This is a genomic window from Flavobacterium sp. ABG, assembly GCF_001027725.1.
Classification (GTDB): Bacteria; Bacteroidota; Bacteroidia; order Flavobacteriales; family Flavobacteriaceae; genus Flavobacterium; species Flavobacterium cupriresistens.
Map to the genome: position 1 here is coordinate 147769 of NZ_LEKS01000014.1, position 20206 is coordinate 167974.

14 protein-coding genes and 1 tRNA gene are annotated in these 20206 nt (G+C 34.6%); 7 read left to right on the forward strand and 8 right to left on the reverse strand.

Annotated elements, in window-relative coordinates; genetic code table 11:
• The first annotated feature begins 31 nt into the window (after window positions 1–31).
• Both AB674_RS15335 and AB674_RS15340 read left to right on the forward strand, forming a co-directional pair.
• The gene (locus tag AB674_RS15335) at window positions 32–2578 is read left to right on the forward strand and encodes a TonB-dependent receptor (protein ID WP_047777995.1); all 2547 of its coding nucleotides are present in this window, start codon (window positions 32–34) and stop codon (window positions 2576–2578) included.
• A gap of 228 nt (window positions 2579–2806) precedes the next feature.
• Window positions 2807–3544, forward strand: coding sequence for a DUF2490 domain-containing protein (locus AB674_RS15340; protein WP_047777998.1), 738 nt, complete (start codon window positions 2807–2809; stop codon window positions 3542–3544).
• Between the two features lie 4 nt (window positions 3545–3548).
• Here the strand turns inward: AB674_RS15340 and AB674_RS15345 are convergent, their stop codons facing one another.
• Entirely contained in the window at window positions 3549–6311 is a 2763-nt protein-coding gene (locus AB674_RS15345; RefSeq protein WP_047777999.1) for an outer membrane beta-barrel protein, read from the reverse strand.
• Window positions 6312–6569: 258 nt separating this feature from the next.
• Here AB674_RS15345 and AB674_RS15350 point away from each other — a divergent pair, with 258 nt between their 5' ends.
• The 4 genes from AB674_RS15350 (at window position 6570) to AB674_RS15365 (ending at window position 10287) form a co-directional block, all read left to right on the forward strand.
• Complete coding sequence (locus AB674_RS15350; protein ID WP_131701551.1) at window positions 6570–8438, forward strand: hypothetical protein; 1869 nt, start codon at window positions 6570–6572, stop codon at window positions 8436–8438.
• A 419-nt stretch (window positions 8439–8857) separates the two neighbouring features.
• Window positions 8858–9412 carry a hypothetical protein gene (locus tag AB674_RS15355; protein ID WP_047778003.1) on the forward strand — a complete coding sequence of 185 codons (555 nt, stop codon included), beginning with the start codon at window positions 8858–8860 and terminating at the stop codon, window positions 9410–9412.
• A gap of 9 nt (window positions 9413–9421) precedes the next feature.
• Window positions 9422–9871: a helix-turn-helix transcriptional regulator gene (locus AB674_RS21945; RefSeq protein ID WP_053004290.1), complete on the forward strand. Its 450-nt coding sequence runs from the start codon at window positions 9422–9424 to the stop codon at window positions 9869–9871.
• Window positions 9835–10287, forward strand: coding sequence for a hypothetical protein (locus AB674_RS15365; protein WP_047778004.1), 453 nt, complete (start codon window positions 9835–9837; stop codon window positions 10285–10287). Before AB674_RS21945 ends, AB674_RS15365 begins: the two co-directional genes overlap by 37 nt.
• Before the next feature lie 427 nt (window positions 10288–10714).
• Here AB674_RS15365 and der read toward each other — a convergent pair whose 3' ends face one another.
• Entirely contained in the window at window positions 10715–12022 is a 1308-nt protein-coding gene (der, locus tag AB674_RS15370; RefSeq protein ID WP_047778006.1) for a ribosome biogenesis GTPase Der, read from the reverse strand.
• Between the two features lie 405 nt (window positions 12023–12427).
• Window positions 12428–13309: a GTPase Era gene (gene era / locus AB674_RS15375; RefSeq protein WP_047778007.1), complete on the reverse strand. Its 882-nt coding sequence runs from the start codon at window positions 13307–13309 to the stop codon at window positions 12428–12430.
• A 149-nt stretch (window positions 13310–13458) separates the two neighbouring features.
• Here era and AB674_RS15380 point away from each other — a divergent pair.
• Window positions 13459–13531, forward strand: a tRNA-Met gene (locus AB674_RS15380).
• Between the two features lie 444 nt (window positions 13532–13975).
• Here the strand turns inward: AB674_RS15380 and AB674_RS15385 are convergent.
• From AB674_RS15385 to AB674_RS15400, 5 genes are all read right to left on the reverse strand, one after another.
• Window positions 13976–14335 carry a hypothetical protein gene (locus tag AB674_RS15385; RefSeq protein WP_047778009.1) on the reverse strand — a complete coding sequence of 120 codons (360 nt, stop codon included), beginning with the start codon at window positions 14333–14335 and terminating at the stop codon, window positions 13976–13978.
• 358 nt (window positions 14336–14693) lie between these two features.
• Window positions 14694–16082, reverse strand: a complete 1389-nt coding sequence (locus AB674_RS15390; RefSeq protein WP_047778010.1) for a serine hydrolase — start codon at window positions 16080–16082, stop codon at window positions 14694–14696.
• A 445-nt stretch (window positions 16083–16527) separates the two neighbouring features.
• Window positions 16528–16668 carry a hypothetical protein gene (locus AB674_RS22860; RefSeq protein WP_165579383.1) on the reverse strand — a complete coding sequence of 47 codons (141 nt, stop codon included), beginning with the start codon at window positions 16666–16668 and terminating at the stop codon, window positions 16528–16530.
• A gap of 513 nt (window positions 16669–17181) precedes the next feature.
• Complete coding sequence (locus AB674_RS15395) at window positions 17182–19194, reverse strand: M13 family metallopeptidase (RefSeq protein ID WP_047778012.1); 2013 nt, start codon at window positions 19192–19194, stop codon at window positions 17182–17184.
• On the reverse strand, window positions 19079–20101 hold the full coding sequence (locus AB674_RS15400; RefSeq protein WP_240478095.1) for a M13 family metallopeptidase N-terminal domain-containing protein: 1023 nt from the start codon (window positions 20099–20101) through the stop codon (window positions 19079–19081). The genes AB674_RS15395 and AB674_RS15400 overlap by 116 nt, the downstream gene beginning before the upstream one ends.
• Window positions 20102–20206 lie beyond the last annotated feature (105 nt).

Here is a 20206-nt window from a genome sequence, read left to right on the forward strand (position 1 = left end):
ATTCTACTAATCACATATAATTAATATAAAAATGAAAACTACTATAAAAAATATACTTACAATACTATCCTTTTTAACTTTCTCCATCTCTTTCGCACAAAACATAGAAGGTGTGGTAACAACAGATGAAAACATACCTTTACCAGCCGCTAATGTGGTCATAAAAGGAACTACTTTTAATACTACTACCGATGCCAGTGGAAAATTCAGCATAGACAGTCAGGGAAGACTTCCTTTGACGTTATTAGTTCAATACGTTGGCTATACAACTGCTGAATTTGCTATCACAACTTTACCAAGCTCTCCGCTATTGGTAACACTAAACGAAGAAAACAAACTTATAGAAGTTGTTGTTTCTTCCAGACGTCGTATCGAAAAAGTACAGGATGTACCGATTGCTATTTCGGTAATTACCGGTAAACAAGCAGAGCAAACAGGCGCTTTTAATGTCAATCGTATCAAAGAACTTGTACCATCAGTACAATTATACTCATCAAACCCAAGAAATACAGGAATCAACATCAGAAGTTTGGGGTCTCCTTTTGGTCTTACTAATGATGGAATTGATCCGGGAGTTGGTTTTTATGTTGACGGTGTTTATTACGCCCGTCCGGCAGCCACTACTCTGGATTTTATCGATGTAGAACAAATCGAAGTATTGCGCGGACCACAGGGATCATTGTTTGGAAAGAATACCACTTCGGGAGCTTTTAACATTACGACCCGCAAACCAAGTTTTACTTCGGGTGCAGACTTTGAAGTTAGTTACGGGAATTTTGCCTTTTTGCAAGCCAAAGCATCTATAACAGGAGCTTTAAGTCAAAAAATAGCCGGTCGTTTGTCTTTTTCAGGTACACAACGTGACGGTTTAATCGATAATGTTGCCACTGGAAGAGCTACAAATACCTTAAACAACCAAGGAATTAGAGGTCAATTATTGTATACTCCGACAGCAAATACAAATATTACACTAGCAGCAGATATTACAACACAGCGTCCTGACGGATATGCGCAGGTTGTAGCGGGTGTTGCCCCTACTCAAAGAGCTCCATACCGCCAATTTAATGCTATTATTGCCGATTTAAATTATCAGCTTCCAAGTCAGAATGCATTTGATCGTAGAATAGATCATGATACGCCGTGGCGTTCCGGACAAGACTTAGGAGGTGTTTCTCTTAATGTTGATACCAAAATCGGAGGAGGAACACTTACTTCTACAACAGCTTGGCGTTTCTGGAACTGGGATCCTTCAAACGACAGGGATTTCACAGGATTACAAGTACTTGCTAAATCACAAAACCCAACCAGACAAACACAATTCACACAAGAAATACGTTATGCAGGACAACTTAGCTCAAAATTGAGCGGTGTTGTAGGGGTCTTTTTTATTGATCAAACTTCAAAAACCAATGGTACTGAAGAATCCGGAAATGCACAATGGAGATTCTCACAAAGCTCAACAAGTCCGTTATGGAAAACTCCGGGTCTTTTTGAAGGATACGGAATCAAAACAGATGCTCGCATAAGATCTTCCAGTGCAGCTGTTTTTGGACAATTAGACTGGGCTGTAACCGAAAAACTGCATGTATTACCAGGTTTACGTTACAACTTTGACAAAAAAGATGCTGATTATACTCGTACTACTTACGGAGGACTTCAGACTACCGATCCTGCATTGCTTGCTTTGAAAAAACAAGTTTACAGCGACCAAGCCTTCACATCAAATACAGATGATACCGATTTCTCCGGAAATATAACAGTGTCTTATAAAGCTACGGACAAAATCAATGCTTATGCTACATTTGCAAAAAGCTACAAACCGGTTGGAGTGAATGTTGCCGGACTTCCGACCAATTCAGCTGGTCAGCCCTTACTTAATCTTGCCGTAATTAAACCGGAAGAGGTAAATCATTATGAAGTTGGTGTAAAAACTTCTCCATTTAAGAACTCGATTTTTAACGTGACTTTCTTTAATACCGATATCAGAAACTTCCAAACCAATGTTCAGGCTGCTGAATTGGGGGTAAACAGAGGTTATCTTGCCAATGCGGATAAAGTTCGTGTAAGAGGTGTAGAATTGGACGCCAGTTTTGTAGTAAATCAAAACTTAACGATTAACGGAGCGGCTACGTATACTGATGGTAAATATGTTAAGTTTACCAATGCACCACTTCCATTAGAGGAAACGGGAGCTCCGGTTGCTTATAAAGATGTGTCCGGAACTGATCTGCCGGGCGCATCCAGATGGGCAGGATCTTTAGGAGGGGAACTTTCCGACAATGCAAAATTCTTCGGAAATGCCGGTAAAGTGTTTCTAGCCTTAGATTCTTACGCTCGTTCTGAATTTTCATCAAGTCCTTCTGCTTCGAAATACTTAGTGGTACAAGGTTATGCTATTTTTAATGCTCGTTTAGGTTTCCGTGCTACTGATGGTCTATCGGTACATTTCTGGGGACGTAATCTTTTAAATAAGGATTATTATGAGCAATTATTACCTGCAGGAGGAAATACCGGACAATATGCTGGTGTTTTGGGTGACCAGAGAACGTACGGAATCACTTTGAAATATTCTTTATAAAGTGATCATGCTGTAACCTGTTGCTTTTTTTTTAACACATAGAAACATAGATTTAGATGGAATAGATACCAAAACGAGGCCCGCTTTAAGTAGCAGGTCTCGTTTTTTTATTAAAAAAGTTGTTGAAAATCACAAAATTACTTTTAAAGCAAATTTAAAAAACGATCTTAAATTCTATAAATTCGCTCTGATTTATATATATTCGCAGCCTGAATTTATACAGCTTAGATGAAAATCCTCCGAATAGTGCTCTTTTTAAGCCTCACAAGTCCCTTTTTGCAGGCTCAGAAAAAAACGGATCAACAAACCCTGACCTGGATTCGGTACTATAATATCTTTCCTTTAACTGAAAAATGGTCCATTCATACGGAACTGGACAATCGAAGTTTTGTCAATCCCATTCATGAAAATCTTTTTGTTGTCCGTGTACAGGGGCGTTACAGAGCCAATAAAACAATCGATTTAGGCGGTGGATTTGCCTATTTTAATGTCAATACACAAGATCCGCGTATTGATCCTAATTTTTCGGTTCCGGAATACAGAGGCCAGCAGGATATTACTTTAATCAATGATATAGCGAAAATCACTTTCCACAATCGCTTTCAGATTGAGGAACGTTTTATGCAGAAAGCCAGCAGAACAGAATTACTGGATGATTTTTCTTTTTCGTGGCGGTTCAGATACAGACTGCAATCTACTTTTACGCTTTGGGAAAAAGACAAACGCAACCTGAAAGGGACTATTTCAGACGAAATTTTACTCAATTACGGAAAAGACAATAAGAGAAATACGTTCGATCAAAATCGAATTTACGCTGCCTTACGTTATCATTTCAACCCCAACATCGGATTAGAATTGGGTTATATGAAAAGCTTCCAGAGACGTGCCAGCGGTGTTGATTTTTACGATCGCGATATTATTCGATTTACGGTTTATCATAAAATTAATCGCAAAACTAAAGCTTAATACACTACATTTCTCTTTCTCTTCGCCCGCCTCTTTTTTCTTTAGCAGCAAAATTTCCAATTTTATAAGCTACAGAAAACATTAAATATCGTTTTAAAACGGTATTCTCTTCGTCGCGAATTGAGGTTGCAGAAATAGTTCTTGTAGCACTTTGATTTTGATTTAAAACATCGTACACTTTTACTTTCAGGTACATTTTTTTATCGAAAAAACCATAGGACAAACTGGTATTCCAAAGGAAAAAATCTTTCTTGAAATCGTCTGAAATATTAGAATTATAGGTATATCCAAAGTCATTTCCAAAAATCAAATTGGCTGGCCAGTATGTCGTGGTCTGCAAATTAATTTTGTGAATTACATTTGAAGTAGCCTCTCTCGAATAGTTCTTATATTTTGTTTCATTATAAGACAAATCATAAGATGGCGCTATGGTAATCACATCTCCATATTCATAACTTAAATATACTTTTGGTATAATTCCAATTGATCTTGCTTCATACATCACCGCATTTGTAAATCCTTTGTCAAAAGAATAGCTCGAGTTTAATGCTAACCCATATCGTAGCACACTGGCATCCTTTTTCACAGATTGATTCCAATTTGCGCCAACAGAAGTCGTGTACGTTCCCGAAATGTTTGCATAAGTAGTGTTTCGTTTACCACTGTCATCATAAACTGAAGTAGTAACCACATCATTGTTATAATAATCTGTCTTAGCAAACACACTATACCCCGAACGGGTACGGAAATCAAAATTCCTGAAATTGACGCTCACACTGTTTTTCTCTATCGGATTCAGATTCGGATTTCCAATAATACTGTTCAATGGATTGGACAGGTCTATAACCGGTAATAATTGCGTTGCCGTTGGAAGTGCGTTGGAATAATCGTATCTAAAAGTCAGATTTTTAGAACGACTAAATTTATATCTAAGCTGCAAATTCCCAAAAGGCAATACATATTTTTTGTTTAAATCGGTCGCTTTGTTTAAGTATAAGGAATGATTATCATAATCGATAATGGAAGTTTGAGAATTCAAATTAAGCGTAAATTTCCTCTTTTGCCAGGTGATTCCAAACTTAGGACTAATACTGTTCTGACGTGAAGAAATATAATTGGTCAAAGACAAATCTAAGTCCGAATACGAATCGGTACTTGCATTATAATTGAACGTATTCTTATCGTTTACGGTCTTTTCCCAATCAAAATCAGAACCAAATCTGATTCTTAAGGAGTCCGTTATCGGCTCTGTGTACTCCAAATCAACCGTATAAGAATCCGTAGTAACATTGTTCTTGCTATTCTGGTTTCGTTCGTCATTGGGTTTGTCGCCCTGATAAAAAATGGTTTCAGAACGGTTTAAAACATTCCCGTCACTCTTTGTATTATTATTGTTAAAAACCACACTGAAATTTCGCGCTTCTTTTTCGAAGGTTTTATTAAAATTGATACCGTTTGAAAAATTAGTGTTCTCATTTTTACTATTAGATTCTGAACTACTTTGATTTAAAGCCTGCCCATTTTCATCCTCAGAAAAACTGGTCGAATTAGAAGTATTGTCCGATTGGGTTAGATTTAATTTCGGCACAACAACAAGTCGCATCGTAGGACTGATTTTGTACTCCAATTCGAAATTAGCTTTGTTTCCCGTATTTTCATTTCTTGTAGTAGCGTCAGATGCCGTCAGAATATTTCCTTTTGGCAAAAAACTAATCTGATTGGCTTTACTGTTGTTTGTAGTATTGGAGTTCGAGAAATTATAACTTCCCATTGCCGCTAATTCTTCAGACCAATCATCAGAATAGTTTATTCCGGCAAGATTAGATTGGGTAATTCCTTTACTGGTACTGGCGGAGCTGTTGTTGGCGTTTCTTCCGTTACTGTTTCTTCCTCCGCCCATATTATCAAATACATCATCCATCGAAAATCCGGTCGAATTAATATTATTCGAAGAAGCCAAAACACTTATTTTCTGTTTATTATTGAAAAAATTCATCATCAGACTACTTTCATAGCGCTCATCAGAACCGTAACCTCCCAGTATTTTCCCAAAGTAGCCTTTGTTTTTTTTCTCATCAATTGTCAAATTAATACTCGAATAATCCGAAGTAGATTCTTGTTTTGACAATTCTTCTTTTTTGGTTTTAAAATCCGAAACCTGAACTTTTTTTATGATTTCTGCTGGCAAATTTTTCAAAGCAATTGCGCCGTCTTTATCAAAAAAGGTTTTTCCGTTAACCAAAAACTGCGTTACTTCTCTTCCGTTGACGGTAACTTTCCCATCGTTATTTACATCAAAACCGGGTAATTGTTTTAGTAAAGTCTCAACATTAGAATCCGGGCGGACTTTAAAAGAATTCGCATTAAACTCCAATGTATCTTTTTTAATGGTAATTGGTGGTGCCTCATTTTTCACTACTACATTATTAAGCGCATTGACACTTTCAAGCAGGTATATTTTTCCGAAGTCTTTGCTTTCGGTAAGTCCTTTATGTTCCTCTAAATAAGTTTGATATCCAATATAATTCACCTTTAAAAAAACAGGCTTATCATATTTCTTAATGTTCAGACTAAAGAAACCATTTTTATCGGTTGTAGTATATTCAATTACTGTAGAATCTCTAACGGTCGTAAAATAAACCGTCGCTAATTCCAAAGGCAACTGCGTATTGATGTCAATAACAGTTCCTTTCACAACAATATCATTCTGTGCATTAGCCGTATAACAGCAAAGCAAGAGCAAAACAAAAGAATATAATTTAATCATAAGGCTTTTAATTATAACAATAAGACTCTAAAAACACAAAAAGGTTTAGTTGCAATTGGGTACGTTTTTATTTCAAAACACAAAAAAAGGGGAAATATGCCCCTGCAAAAACAGTCTTTCTCCTGACTTCTTTTACATCTAAATACAAAACCTTTGTTATCTGTAATTAAAGAAAATAAGGAGAATTCAGAAAATCCTGAAAAGAGCAGGACAGAAAAGTCAAAACTGATTAGAGTAAGCAATTTAAAACGCATTATCATGAAAAATATTTTTAAAGGTTCCTTAAGAGGATTTATATGTGAAGACTGTCTGGAGTCTATCTCTGACGTTGAAATTTTACTGTATCATCCGTACAGAAAAGAAACTGTTGCCGCTAATGCAAATCTAAAAGAAACATTCCGTTTTGTTTCTAAAGAAGAGGTAAAACAAAGAGAGCAATTACTTATCACCAGAAAAAAAACAGATGAGAATGGGAATTTTGAAATTGAATTGGACGAAAGATTTGTAGTTGGTGATTACGATATTGATTTTGTTTGCGGAACTGTACCGTTCAAATTTCCAAAACCAAAAAGAGATGAAATTATACAATTTCACCTTACTTCTATCTCAATGCAGTCTGAACTTGAAAAACAGGAAAAAGACCAAACTTACAGATGGAGGTATACTATAGCACATAAATGGTGGTGTTATATAAGAGGTCACTTTTTTGATGCCTGGACGATTTGTGGGCATTTGATGAACTGTGAAACAAATACTCCAATTGCCAACGCAGAAGTAATCGCAATGGATGCTGATCTTCTTACTGATGATACCTTAGGAACCGCAACAACTGATTCTCACGGACACTTTAGAATTGATTATTCTTCGGCCGACTTCAAAAAGACTTTTTTATCGCCGTGGTTCAACATCGAAACTGACCCCTCTTTTCTTTCTTTCAAAAGTGGTCCCGATGTTTATTTTAAAGCTGAACTGGGAGGCACAAAATTAGTTAAAGAGACCAAAGCCAATGCACGCAAAAATGTCGGATACTGTTTGTGTGTGACTTTATGTTCTGAAGTAAAGGTAACAGATCCCGGAGTTTCTTTCCCAAGTGCATGGGCAGGAATTGGATCTCAGTTCACTGCTTCTTACGGATTAGGTCCCAACGCCTTTGACGCTGAAGGTTTTGCCGGTTCAGGTAAACATGTCCTGCATTCCATCATCAGATTAACAGGTCAGGCGGCCTTAAAATCAATAGCCGGAAACCCAATCGAATACCGATTCAGAGTTAGTGATGTAACAGCTCTAAATAACACACCTCCTGTAGATAAAGACAACTTCACAAAAATTGTCGGCAAATTGGACAACAACCTATTTGTTCCGAGTACCGTTTCTAAACTATCCAGAAAAATACCTATTTTATACCTTGATGATATTTTTGTAGACAGCGCTCAAAGTGATTTTGATTCAGATGGCTGGTTTGATGTCAACCATGCGATTGAACGAACTTTGATTGCCAATGGTTTAACCCTAGCAGATTTAGATTTATATAATGTCATTGAAGAAGATACACTTATTTCTATCAATACAGCAGAATTAACCAATGCACCGAATGTACCGGACCTCTTTAGTGCCGGACAACCAATTCCTGCAGCAAACGATATTCTGATCGAGAAATTTGCCATTCGTTTTGAAATCAGAGAAGTAATTGATAAAGCTGCAAATAGTTTTGGAATAATTGAAGGCGATGGAAAAACGCTTAATTCTATTGTCATGAACAACAATCCGATCTATAGAAAATTGGCCATTAAAGAGCTTGAAGAAAGTACGCTTTGCAGTCCAATAAAAGGTACAATAAATGCCAAATACACGCTTTATCACCCGTATTTAGCTTCCGGTAGTTTGCATTTAAATAATAACAGTTATACTATAAACAGGTACATTTCAGATGGAGTAATAGACTCTGTATTACTAAAACGAATAAAAGACAATTCACCGCTCAACGCTCCACCGAATAATAACCTGACACGATGTACCTATACCCTAAAACTGGCTTCTTCGACCAGAAAACATAATGGGGATGTTGACGACTCTGACGGAAGTCCAGCATTAGAACAACTTTTCTTCTATGATGAAAACCAACCGTAAAACATGCTTTTGCATTAAACTAAAAAAGCAACCTTTCAAAGTTTGAAAGGTTGCTTTTTTTTTTATCTTATTTAAAAAGAAAATTTTATTTCTCTCTAATATAAAAATTGAAAATCAAATAATTACAAAATAAAAACACAAATAGGCTACAAAAAATTACAATTATTTTTAACTGACTTTCAAATCACTTAAAATTCCAAGTTTATGATTATGCAATTAATGAGATATAATTCTATAATTAATTTTTCAAGTTTAATTTCCATCTTGTACACTGTTGTTAAGCTCCTTTTCATATAATTGGAGGAATGAAATCATTAAAGTATTATTGTGAAAAGATTGAAATGTTTCTACTAAAAATGTTTGGTATGTCATTTAATTAAATATATTTGCTTAATAAATAAACCTATAAGTTGATTTTTATGGCTGAAAATCGTAAATTTAAACTTGAAGGTTTAATACCAGATATATTATATTCCGTAAAATATGATGGGGAGAAAAAAAATGAATTTGAAAAACTGTTTAATAATTGGGGAGATCCATATTGGTTAAATAAATTTTTTAAAGCCAATCTAACTGATCTAAAGTGCGATGCTTGGGGAGGTATTGATATTGAAAGAGCCATTCGTGACACTCGTGCGCAAGCAAAAGATGTACAAAAAACAATTCTGAATATCGCGAATGGAGAAAGCAACGATTTTAAATATCTCTCAGATTATTTTAAGCCATTAACAAATGGTAAAATTGGAAAATTTGAATGGGATAAAGGCAAAGGCTTATTAAATCATAACTGGCTGAGAATTTATGCTATTCGCTGCTCTAAAAACACCTTTGTAATTACTGGTGGAGGTATTAAACTGACAAGAGATATGTCTCCAACGCATTTGCAGGAGGAACTATTGAAACTTAAACAGGCCGAGGAATTTTTAAGGTCTGGGGATGACGATCAAATTGATTTGTGCAATCTCAATGACTAATTTATTATTATGGAAAATAAAAAGCTAAAACAGCTTATTGAAGAAACAACTTTTGATAATTCATGGAAAGAAAAGTTTCAATTTCAATTGGATAACGAGGAATCTGAGGATTTCTTATTTGAACTTTCTTTGAGAATCATAATGAGACTTGAAGAACTGGGCTGGAAAAAATCAAAACTAGCAGATGAACTAAATGTATCAAAGCAATATGTTTCAAAACTGTTAAGATCAAGAGAAAACTTGAGTATTACAACTATATTCAAGATTCAAAAAGTGTTAGGAATAAAATTAATAGAAATTCCTGAATTAAGCCCTAAAAAACACGTGGTGACTATCACATGGACTGCCAGACAACAGCCATTTATTTCATCACCTATTTACCAAAAAAGCAATTATAATTTTCAAAAACACTCGACTCCAAAATGGCTAAACGTAGGAAACTCGAAGTATCATTACTAAAGCTCACCACAGAGCAGTTTTTTTATTCAGAACACCTGCCTTCTGCATTTAAAAAATCTGAAATAGAAATGAACAATTCAGTACAGTTAGGTATTGAACCTTCACAATTGATGCTAGCTTGTCTTTTTAGATTTGAAGTAACAAAAGACGACAAAGAGCTTCTTGTTATTGAAGCGGGAGCACATTTTAAAGCTGAAAAAAAAGATTTTGACAAGCTTTATAATAAAAAAGAAAAAACTTTTATAATTCCCCTAGAAACCACTAAAATTATGCTTGTCGTAGCAATTGGTGCTGCACGTGGTATGTTGCATGCAAAAACCGAAGGAACAGAAATTAGTGGACTCATTATTCCTCTTATTGACCCTGATTCAGTTATTCAGACTGATGTTGTTATACCCCTTACAGAAAACGAATAAGAAATTAATTAATAGATAATAAAAAATAGGCTTCATTCAATTAATGAATGGAGCCTATTTTTTTATTTTTAATTATATGTAATTTACCTATCTTAAAATCTTAAGTAATTCATAAAACTCAAAATTAACTTTATTGATTATAATTATCCTTGATTCCTTTTAAATTCTCTATCATTTTAATTACTCGTTTAGGTTGGACAAAAGTTAACCCATCAGAATTTTTACTCCATAATGTAATCCTTCCACTGCGAGCGTCTGCATCTATTTGATTTTTTTTTATCCCCATATTCTACTACACTTTTCTCGCCACTTTTTGAATAGGCCAATGAACAAGCATAAACAACAAAAAGACAGAATGAAAAAAAAACCTATAAACTAAACATATATAAGGGTTTTTATATTTTTAACACTTATTTACTTTTGTATATTATTTTTCTCTAATATAAATATCAATCGGAACTCCTGCGAAATCCCAATTTTCTCTAATCTTATTTTCAAGATATCTCTTGTATGGCTCTTTAACATATTGTGGCATGTTAGCAAAAAACACAAACTGAGGTGTTAAAGTTGGTAACTGCATACAATATTTAATTTTCACATACTTTCCTTTTGTTGCCGGTGGTGGATAAGCCTCGATCACTTTCAACATATATTCGTTGAATTTTGACGTTGCAATTCTTTGCTTTCTGTTTTCGAAAACCTGAACTGTAGCTTCCAATGCTTTCAATAAACGTTGTTTCGTCAAAGCCGAAACGAACAAAATTGGCACATCTGTAAAAGGCATTAATTCTTTTTTGATTTTCTCTTCGTAATCTCTTGTCGACATAGTATCTTTTTCTACTAAATCCCATTTGTTTACCAAGATTACAACCCCTTTACGGTTTTTCTCTGCCAACCAGAAAATACTCTGATCCTGACCTTCAAATCCACGGGTCGCATCAATAACCAATATACAAATATCTGCATGCTCGATCGCACGGACCGAACGCATTACAGAATAAAATTCTAAATCTTCTTTAACTTTCGCTTTACGACGAATTCCCGCCGTATCTACCAAGTTGAATTCAAAACCAAAACGGTCAAATTTAGTATCAATCGCATCACGGGTAGTTCCTGCAATATCGGTTACGATATAACGATCCTGACCAATTAAAGCGTTGATAAAACTAGATTTACCTGCGTTTGGACGTCCTACAACAGCAAAACGTGGTAACTCTTCGGTAACTTCAACTACTGGTTTCTCCGGAAATGCATCAATTAAAGCATCTAACAAATCTCCCGTTCCGCTTCCTGAAATACTGGCGAAAGTGAAATAATCTCCTAAACCAAGATTATAAAACTCAATCGCGTCTTTCTCACGCATAGCGTTATCAACCTTATTTACAGCCAATAAAACAGGCTTAGTTACTTTACGCAACAATTTAGCCACCGTTTCATCCATTGGTGTAATACCTTCCTCAACATCTACTACAAAAATAATAACATCAGCTTCATCGATAGCAAGCTCTACTTGTTTACGGATTTCACCTTCAAATACGTCATCACTTCCGCGAACGTATCCACCGGTATCAATTACAGAAAACTCTTTTCCGTTCCACTCGCTTTTACCGTAGTTTCTATCTCTGGTAACCCCAGAAACCGAATCTACAATAGCTTCTCTTCTTTGTATCAGCCTATTAAAAAGGGTTGATTTCCCTACATTAGGTCTTCCTACTATCGCAACAATGTTATTCATCTTTTTTTATTTTAGATCCCGGACTTTAGATTTTAGATTCCGGTTTCCCAAAATCACAACTCTTATAAATCCAAAATACTGTATTTTAATTTTTTGCAAAGGTAGTTAAAAAAGTGGCTAAGTCACTATCTAACTTTTTTGCTGTGGTTTTTGTTGTTTTTTTTTAGTTTCAGGTTTCAGGTTTCAGGTTAACGTTCCAAAACTTGAAACTTGAAACTAAAAAAACAAAATAATTTATTCTCTCAGGAGCTGATTCCTGCTATCCGTTTCAATCTTTTGTTCGCTAAAGAAGCTCACAAAAGGATTTCCACTACTATCAGGGCTAGTCCAAAATACACAAGAAATTCTAGTTTCACATTTCACAACCTCAAACCTGAAACTTGAAACCTGAAACAAAAAAACTCCTTATTGATTATATCCAAATCGTTTCAACATATTCGCGTTGCTTCTCCAGTTTTTATTCACTTTAACATAAAGTTCAATGTGAATTTGTTTTCCGAAGAATTTCTCTAAATCGATACGGGAATCCATACCTACTTTTTTAAGAGCTGCTCCTTTATGTCCAATGATAATTCCTTTTTGTGTTTCTCGTTCCACCATAATTACCGAACGAATTCTGATGATTTTTTCATCTTCAAAAAATTCTTCTGTCACAATTTCAACTGCGTATGGAATCTCTTTACTGTAATTCAATAAGATTTTCTCACGGATGGTTTCGTTTACAAAAAAACGTTCCGGTTTGTCTGTCAATTGATCTTTTGGATAATAAGCAGGTGATTCCGGAAGCAACTCAATAATTCTCGAGAAAACTTCAGGTACATTAAAATTCTGCAAAGCCGAAATTGGGAAAATCTCCGCGTTTGGTACTTTTGCTGTCCAAAATGCTACTTGCTCTTCTAATTGTTCCTGATTTGAATTGTCAATTTTATTCAACAATAACAAAACCGGAATTTTAGCGTGAATGATTTTATTAAAGAAAGCTTCGTCTTTTAAGTCCTGCTCCCCTATTTCGACCATATAAACCAGAATGTCTGCATCTTCAAAAGCTGACTTCACGAAGTTCATCATCGATTCCTGCATTTCATAAGCCGGTTTGATGATCCCTGGAGTATCCGATAATATAAGTTGAAAATCCTCACCATTTACGATTCCAAGAATACGATGGCGTGTTGTTTGTGCTTTTGATGTAATGATCGATAATCTTTCTCCAACAAAGGCATTCATCAATGTTGATTTTCCAACGTTTGGATTCCCGATGATGTTTACAAAACCTGCTTTATGTGACATTTGTGTATTATTTAATTTTATTCCGTACGGTTCGACCCAAAGGTCTTGGGTGCAAAGGTAGTCATATCAACTCAATACAGAAAATAAAACATTTTTTTAAGTTTTCGTTGGATTTCTCAAAAATGGGCGTATCTTTGCACCCGAAACAACGCGGGATAGAGCAGTAGGCAGCTCGTCGGGCTCATAACCCGAAGGTCACAGGTTCGAGTCCTGTTCCCGCTACTAGGTAAAGCTTCAGAGAAATCTGAGGCTTTTTTGTTTTTGCCATACTCATAGGGGAAATTCCAATATTTTTAAATTCCAAATTCCAACTTTTTGTGAACCCTTTTCTTATTCAATAACAAAAACTTTCAAAATAGAAGACTACTTAAAATCTAGTATTGAAACATAATTTATTATAAAATCTAATTTTAAATTATAATCCAGAGGGCTTATATCCGCCACGGCGGACACAGGTTCGAGTCTTGTTCCCGCTACTAGGTAAAGCTTCAGAGAAATCTGAGGCTTTTTTGTTTTTGCCATACTCATAGGGAAAATTCCAATATTTTTAAATTCCAAATTCCAACTTTTTGTGAACCCTTTGGGTCAAGAGTTATAGAGAAACAAGAATCTCGCAAAGTTACAGAGTTGTGAAATTAAAAAATCAGAACAAAAACTTGACAACTCCTATGTCTTCCAATCAATACATTTAATACCTTTTGATTTTTGCTTTAAAGATTCAACTCCTCCAATACTGTCTAACCAGGTTTCTATTTTCTCGTCAATTTCAAAAAAATCAAAATCTACAAGGTCTTTTAAATTTGATTTACATCTAATCCCAATTGCAGGATAATTTTGTCCTAAAAAATTACATAGCGAAACTAAAAATACATCAACTTTATTATCCTCAATTTTTAAAATATTTGGAATCTCTTTTCGGATATACTCCAAGCATTGGACAATTAAATCGTAATCCCAATTTAGTTTATCATAAATATCAGGCTCAATAGGTGTGTAACCTTTATTGCTATTTTTATTTGATTCCATAATCAATGAATTTAATTTAGATTGAAATTTCTAATTTCAATCACGCAGATTTGTAATCTCAAGTATTCGAAACCTTGTTTTAAATTTCAAAAGTACTGAAAAAGTAAAATTAGTTTAGGCAATTGATTTTGAATAAAGACATATATAAATAGGATTTCTGTTTTTGAATAATCAATAGTACTAAATTATTCTATTTGCCTTTTTATTCTCGTGAAGATATTGATAATAGTTAGAGATTTTATAGAGGTTTCATTCTCTTACAACAATAAAAATTGCGCAAAGTCGGAGACACTTGCGCAGCTTTTCATAAGAACTCTTCGGAGAGCTGAGGTTTTAGCAGGTGTGTTGGTAGCCGTTTTTATTTCGTCCGTTTTGCTTCTATCTTATTTCCATTCTGTAATAAAAACAAATTTGAAATTTCTCCTTTTTCGTTCTTTTCAAACTGAATTTGTGCATCTACTACTTTATAGAAAAATAACATTTCACTTTCTACAAATATCGGGAACACATTTTGTCCTGTCAATTGTGAAAATAGTTGGTCTTTATCTAATGAAATTTTGATTTCAAAATCTTTTTCAACTTGATAAGTCCCAACAAGCTTTTGAAGTTCTTCAGTTGTAATAATAACTTCTTTTCTGATTTTTTGCACAGGTAATGGTTTATTATATAGAATACTTCTAATTGCTTTTGAAGGAATTGTAACGTTGTTGTGATTTTGAAGTATTATTATTGTTTTATCATTTGTAATATGTCTATCGATAAAAGTTACGTAACCTGGCCAACCACCACTATGGTTTGCAATTTTTCCAAAATCAGTATTTTCTTCAATTCCCCAACCAAAACCATAATTTCTTTTAGCTCCGTCTTTCAAAGTTGTTACTTCAAAAACTGCTTTCATTCCCTCTTTTGTGAGTAATTTATTGGTGTATAATGCTCTATCCCAAATCAGCAGATCCTTTACAGTTGAATTAACTGTTCCGTCTCCAACAATACCATCAAGCCAAATAACCATTTTAGTTTCTTTCAATTCGTCTGGTAAAACATATTTTTTCAAACTATCTGAGTAAACATAACCAAAAGCATAATTGTCAATTTTCTTTGGCGATAATCTACGAGTGTACACAAAGGTATTTTTCATTTTCAACGGTTGGAAAATAGCTTTCTTTAGATAGTCAGCGTATGTCAAACCCGATACTTTCTCAATTATTGATGCCAATAGTGCATAACCCGTGTTGCTATATTCCCATTTAGTATTTGGCTCAAATAATATTTTTGGTTGATGTTTACTAAATATAGTAATTATGTCTTTGTTAGTGGCAATTTTAGATTTGTCAAATAAACTATCCATAAGCTGCATATAGTCTGGTAGACCTCCAGTATGATTTAATAAGTTTCTTACAGTTATACCTTTATAAAAAGAAAGTTCGGGTAAGTATTTTTTGATGTCATCGTCCAAATTCAACTTCCCTTTTTCTTTAAGTATCATTATCCCCATAGCTGTGAACTGCTTTGAACAAGATGCCAATTCAAAAATCGAATTTTCGTTCAATTTATCTTTTGTTGTTTCGTTTGCAAGTCCAAAACTATGGCTATATATAACTTTCCCTTTTTCTGCAATTAGAACATTTCCATTGATTTTCTCTTTTGAATAAAGGGAATTAAGTAAACTGTCAATTTTTTGAATTCTGTCTTGTCCAAATGTAAGATGTCCAATTAAAAGAAGTCCGATTGTAATTGTTAATTTCATTTTTTATTTCTTGTTAATTAATGTAGGTTAGAAGTCTCGCAAAATTGCCACCAACGTATTTATATGTGTGATAAATTTCATATCTTATTTATTTTCAAATATATAATATTTCCACTACAAACTATCAAAAGGATATTAAATTGGATTGATGCTTTTTAGCACTTATAGGAGTGGCTATACAAACAAAAAGCATAGAAAAAATTAAGATGTACATGCTAAAATATTGTAATAATCCGCTGCGCAAATGTCTCCGACTTTGCCCTTTTTAAAAAGTCTTAAAATCACAAACCTCTATAAAGTCTCTGACTTTAAAACAAATTTATACATTACTCTCTTTATGCAATTAAATTAAAACAAACTGAATACAAATCTTATTTATCATCATAACACAGAAAAAAGACAGTTATAAAGCTGTCTTTTCTTTAAACTCAAAAAACTTAAACCTCTAATCTTTTGGCTTATGAATATGAGGTTTTAAATCCGGATGTTTTGGTTGATTTGGCGGAGTAACTCTCCTTCTTTCATCAGGTGTTCCATCAGGAGTTTTTGGCTTTGGCCCTGGCTTAATAGCTTCAGTTTTTTCCATAATATATTTTTAAATTAAACAATAAACTCTTCAACCAAGAAGAGTACTAACAACAAATAACATTAATAAATTCATAGCTTTATTATGGAAATCCGTAATTACCTTATATTGTGGAGTTTCTTGCGAAGATTTCTCCTTCGTCGAAAGGACAATACTGGAGAAATTTGGTTAAACAATACACTTTTATGAAATCTCCGCAACCCTGTCGCGCAAAGTCTCCCAACTTCGTCCCCATAAACTAAGAACATTTTAGTAAAAGTCTCCAATAAACTGCATACATATTTGAATACCTCCTGGCACTAGCCAAAAGCTTCGGAGAAATCTGAGGCTTTTTGTTTTTAGTCATACTTATAGGGTAAATTCCAATATTTTTAAATTCCAAATTCCAACTTTTTGTGAGCTATTTTCCTATTCAAAAGTTGAAACATAATTTCTAATAAGCCAAAAAGCTACGCAAAGTTCACAGGGACCTTTGCGTAGCTTTTCACGGGAATACTCCACAGAGCTAGTGTATTACCAAATTGTTATTCTCTCTTTCTTTGGCAAAAACATTTTATCTTTTGGTTGTACATTAAAGGCGTCGTAAAAAGGTGTCGTATTCATTAGGGGGCCATTAACACGCCAATTTGGTGGAGAATGTGGGTTATTGTTAATCAACAAACGCAGGAACTCGTCTTTCATTTTTACTCTCCATATTTTGGCTATAGAAATAAAGAAGCGTTGATCTGGAGTAAAACCGTCAATTTTTGTATTTCCTTTTCCTTCTTCAGTCATTTTAAAAGCATCATAAGCAACTGCTATTCCGGCAATATCCGCCGTATTTTCACCAACTGTCATTTCGCCATTAACGTGCAGATCGCCTAAAACGGTATACGTGCTGTACAAATTGATAACCTGTTGTATTCTTGATTTAAACTTTGCATAATCCTCTTTTGTCCACCAGTTTTTTAAGTTTCCATCCTTGTCATATTGGGCACCTTGATCATCAAAAGTATGGGTCATTTCGTGGCCTATAACCATTCCAATACCTCCATAGTTAAGCGCATCGTCTGCATTATTATCAAAATACGGGGGTTGTAAAATACCTGCAGGAAAAACAATTTCATTTGCAGTTGGGTTATTATAAGCCGTAACTGTTGGAACTGTAGTATACCATTCTGATTTACCGACTGGTTTGCCCAATTTTGCCAATTGAAATTGATAGGCAACTGTAGCAGCCGAAACTACATTCTCAAAATAAGTGTTCCTCGCTATCTGTACATTGCTATAATCTTTCCATTTGTCCGGATATCCTATTTTCTTAGTCATAGCTGCCAATTTTTCTTTGGCTTTTTGTTTTGTACTTTGACTCATCCACTCCAATTTATCAATTCTTTTGGCATACGCTTTTTGCAGATTATTCACCAGAATCAACATACGCTTTTTGGCATCTTCTGAAAAATATTTCTTTACATACAATTCGCCCAACGCGTCGCCTAAGTAATTATCAAGGACATTCGCCATTATTTCGCCACGTGATTTTTGAACAGCTTGACCGGAAAGTACTTTGGTATATTCAAATGAAGCATCTACAAAAGGCTTACTTAAGTCATCTGCATATCTTTCCAGAGAATTTGCTTTCAAGTAAATCTTCCAATTCGTAATGGGAATGGTTCTTAAGAGCTTATTAAGGGCATCATAATAGGCCGGTTGGCATACATTAATAGAATCGGTTTTGGCACCTAAATTATTTAAAAAAGTAGTCCAGCCTATGTTGGGATGTCTTTTTACAAGATCTGTCACAGCCATTTTATTATAATTTGCCTGCACGTCCCTTAGTTCAACTTTTGTTTTATGCGAAACGGCAAGTTGTTTATCAATATCGTAAACCAAATTCGCATTCTTTATAGCCTCTTTGGCATTGCTGCCTGTTTGTTGAAATAATGCGGCAAGGTATTTTTTGTACGATTTCTGTATGGCAACAGTTGATGAATCTGATTTGAAATAATAATCCTTGTCAGGCAAACCGATACCCGTTTGGTAGACTTGGGCAATATTCATACTGCTGTTTTTATCATCGGGTGACACTCCGAAACCTATAATAGAAGAATTGTCCACTTTTACTTCGTTAACCACAAAGTTCATTAAGGACGGTACATCGCTAATTGCTTCAATTTTGGCAAGTAGAGGTTTGATAGGGGTATAACCGCGTTTGTCAATGGTTACAGTATCCATACCTGATGCATAAAAGTCCCCTACCTTTTGTGCTATACTTCCTGCCGGATTCTTGCTTTGCGAAATACTGTCCAATATTCCTTGCAAGCGCATTCGTTGTGGGTAATTCATAAACATATAAACACCAACTCCGGCTTGAGATGCTGGTATTGGTACAGAATCATACCATTTTCCATTTACATATTTAAAAAAATCATCACCTGGTCGCAGTGTGGAATCTATTCCGGTGATCGCAATATTTTTTTTTCCTTGATGTTTTGAACACGATGTAAAAGCTAAGAATGCAATGAAGAGTAGTAATGAATTTTTCATGATTTAGATTATTTCTATTAAAATGAACGGAAAAACATTTGAAGACAGCTATTCTAAAGCGTATCTGTTTGGTATATTTAATTTTAGCAGAACAATATACGAATTTTTTTTTTAAAAAAGTAGTCCAACCTATGTTGGGATGTCTTTTTACAAGATCTGTCACAGCCATTTTATTATAATTTGCCTGTACATCGCGAAGTTCAACTTTTGTTTTATGCGAAAGTGCAAGTTGTTTGTCAATATCGTAAACCAAATTCGCATTCTTTATAGCCTCTTTGGCATTGCTGCCTGTTTGCTGAAATAATGCGGCAAGGTATTTTTTGTACGATTTCTGTATGGCAACAGTTGATGAATCTGATTTGAAATAATAGTCCTTGTCAGGCAAACCGATACCTGTTTGATAGACTTGAGCAATGTTCATACTACTGTTTTTATCATCGGGTAACACTCCGAAACCTATAATAGAAGAATTGTCCACTTTTACTTCATTAACCACAAAGTTCATTAAGGACGGCACATCGCTAATTGCTTCAATTTTGGCTAATAGAGGTTTGATAGGTGTATAACCGCGTTTATCAATGGTTACAGTATCCATACCTGATGCATAAAAGTCCCCTACCTTTTGTGCTATACTTCCTGCCGGATTCTTGCTTTGCGAAATACTGTCCAATATTACTTGCAAGCGCATTCGTTGTGGGTAATTCATAAACATACCAGCACCAACTCCGGCTTGAGATGCAGGTATTGGCACAGAATCATACCATTTGCCATTTACATATTTAAAAAAATCATCACCTGGTCGCAGTGTGGAATCTATTCCAGTGATCGCAACATTTTTTTCCCCTTGATGTTTTGAACACGATGTAAAAGCTAAGAATGCAATGAAGAGTAGTAATGAATTTTTCATGATTTAGATTATTTCTATTAAAATGAACGGAAAAACATTTGAAGACAGCTATTCTAAAGCGTATCTATTTGGTATATACAATTTTAGCAGAACAATATACGAATT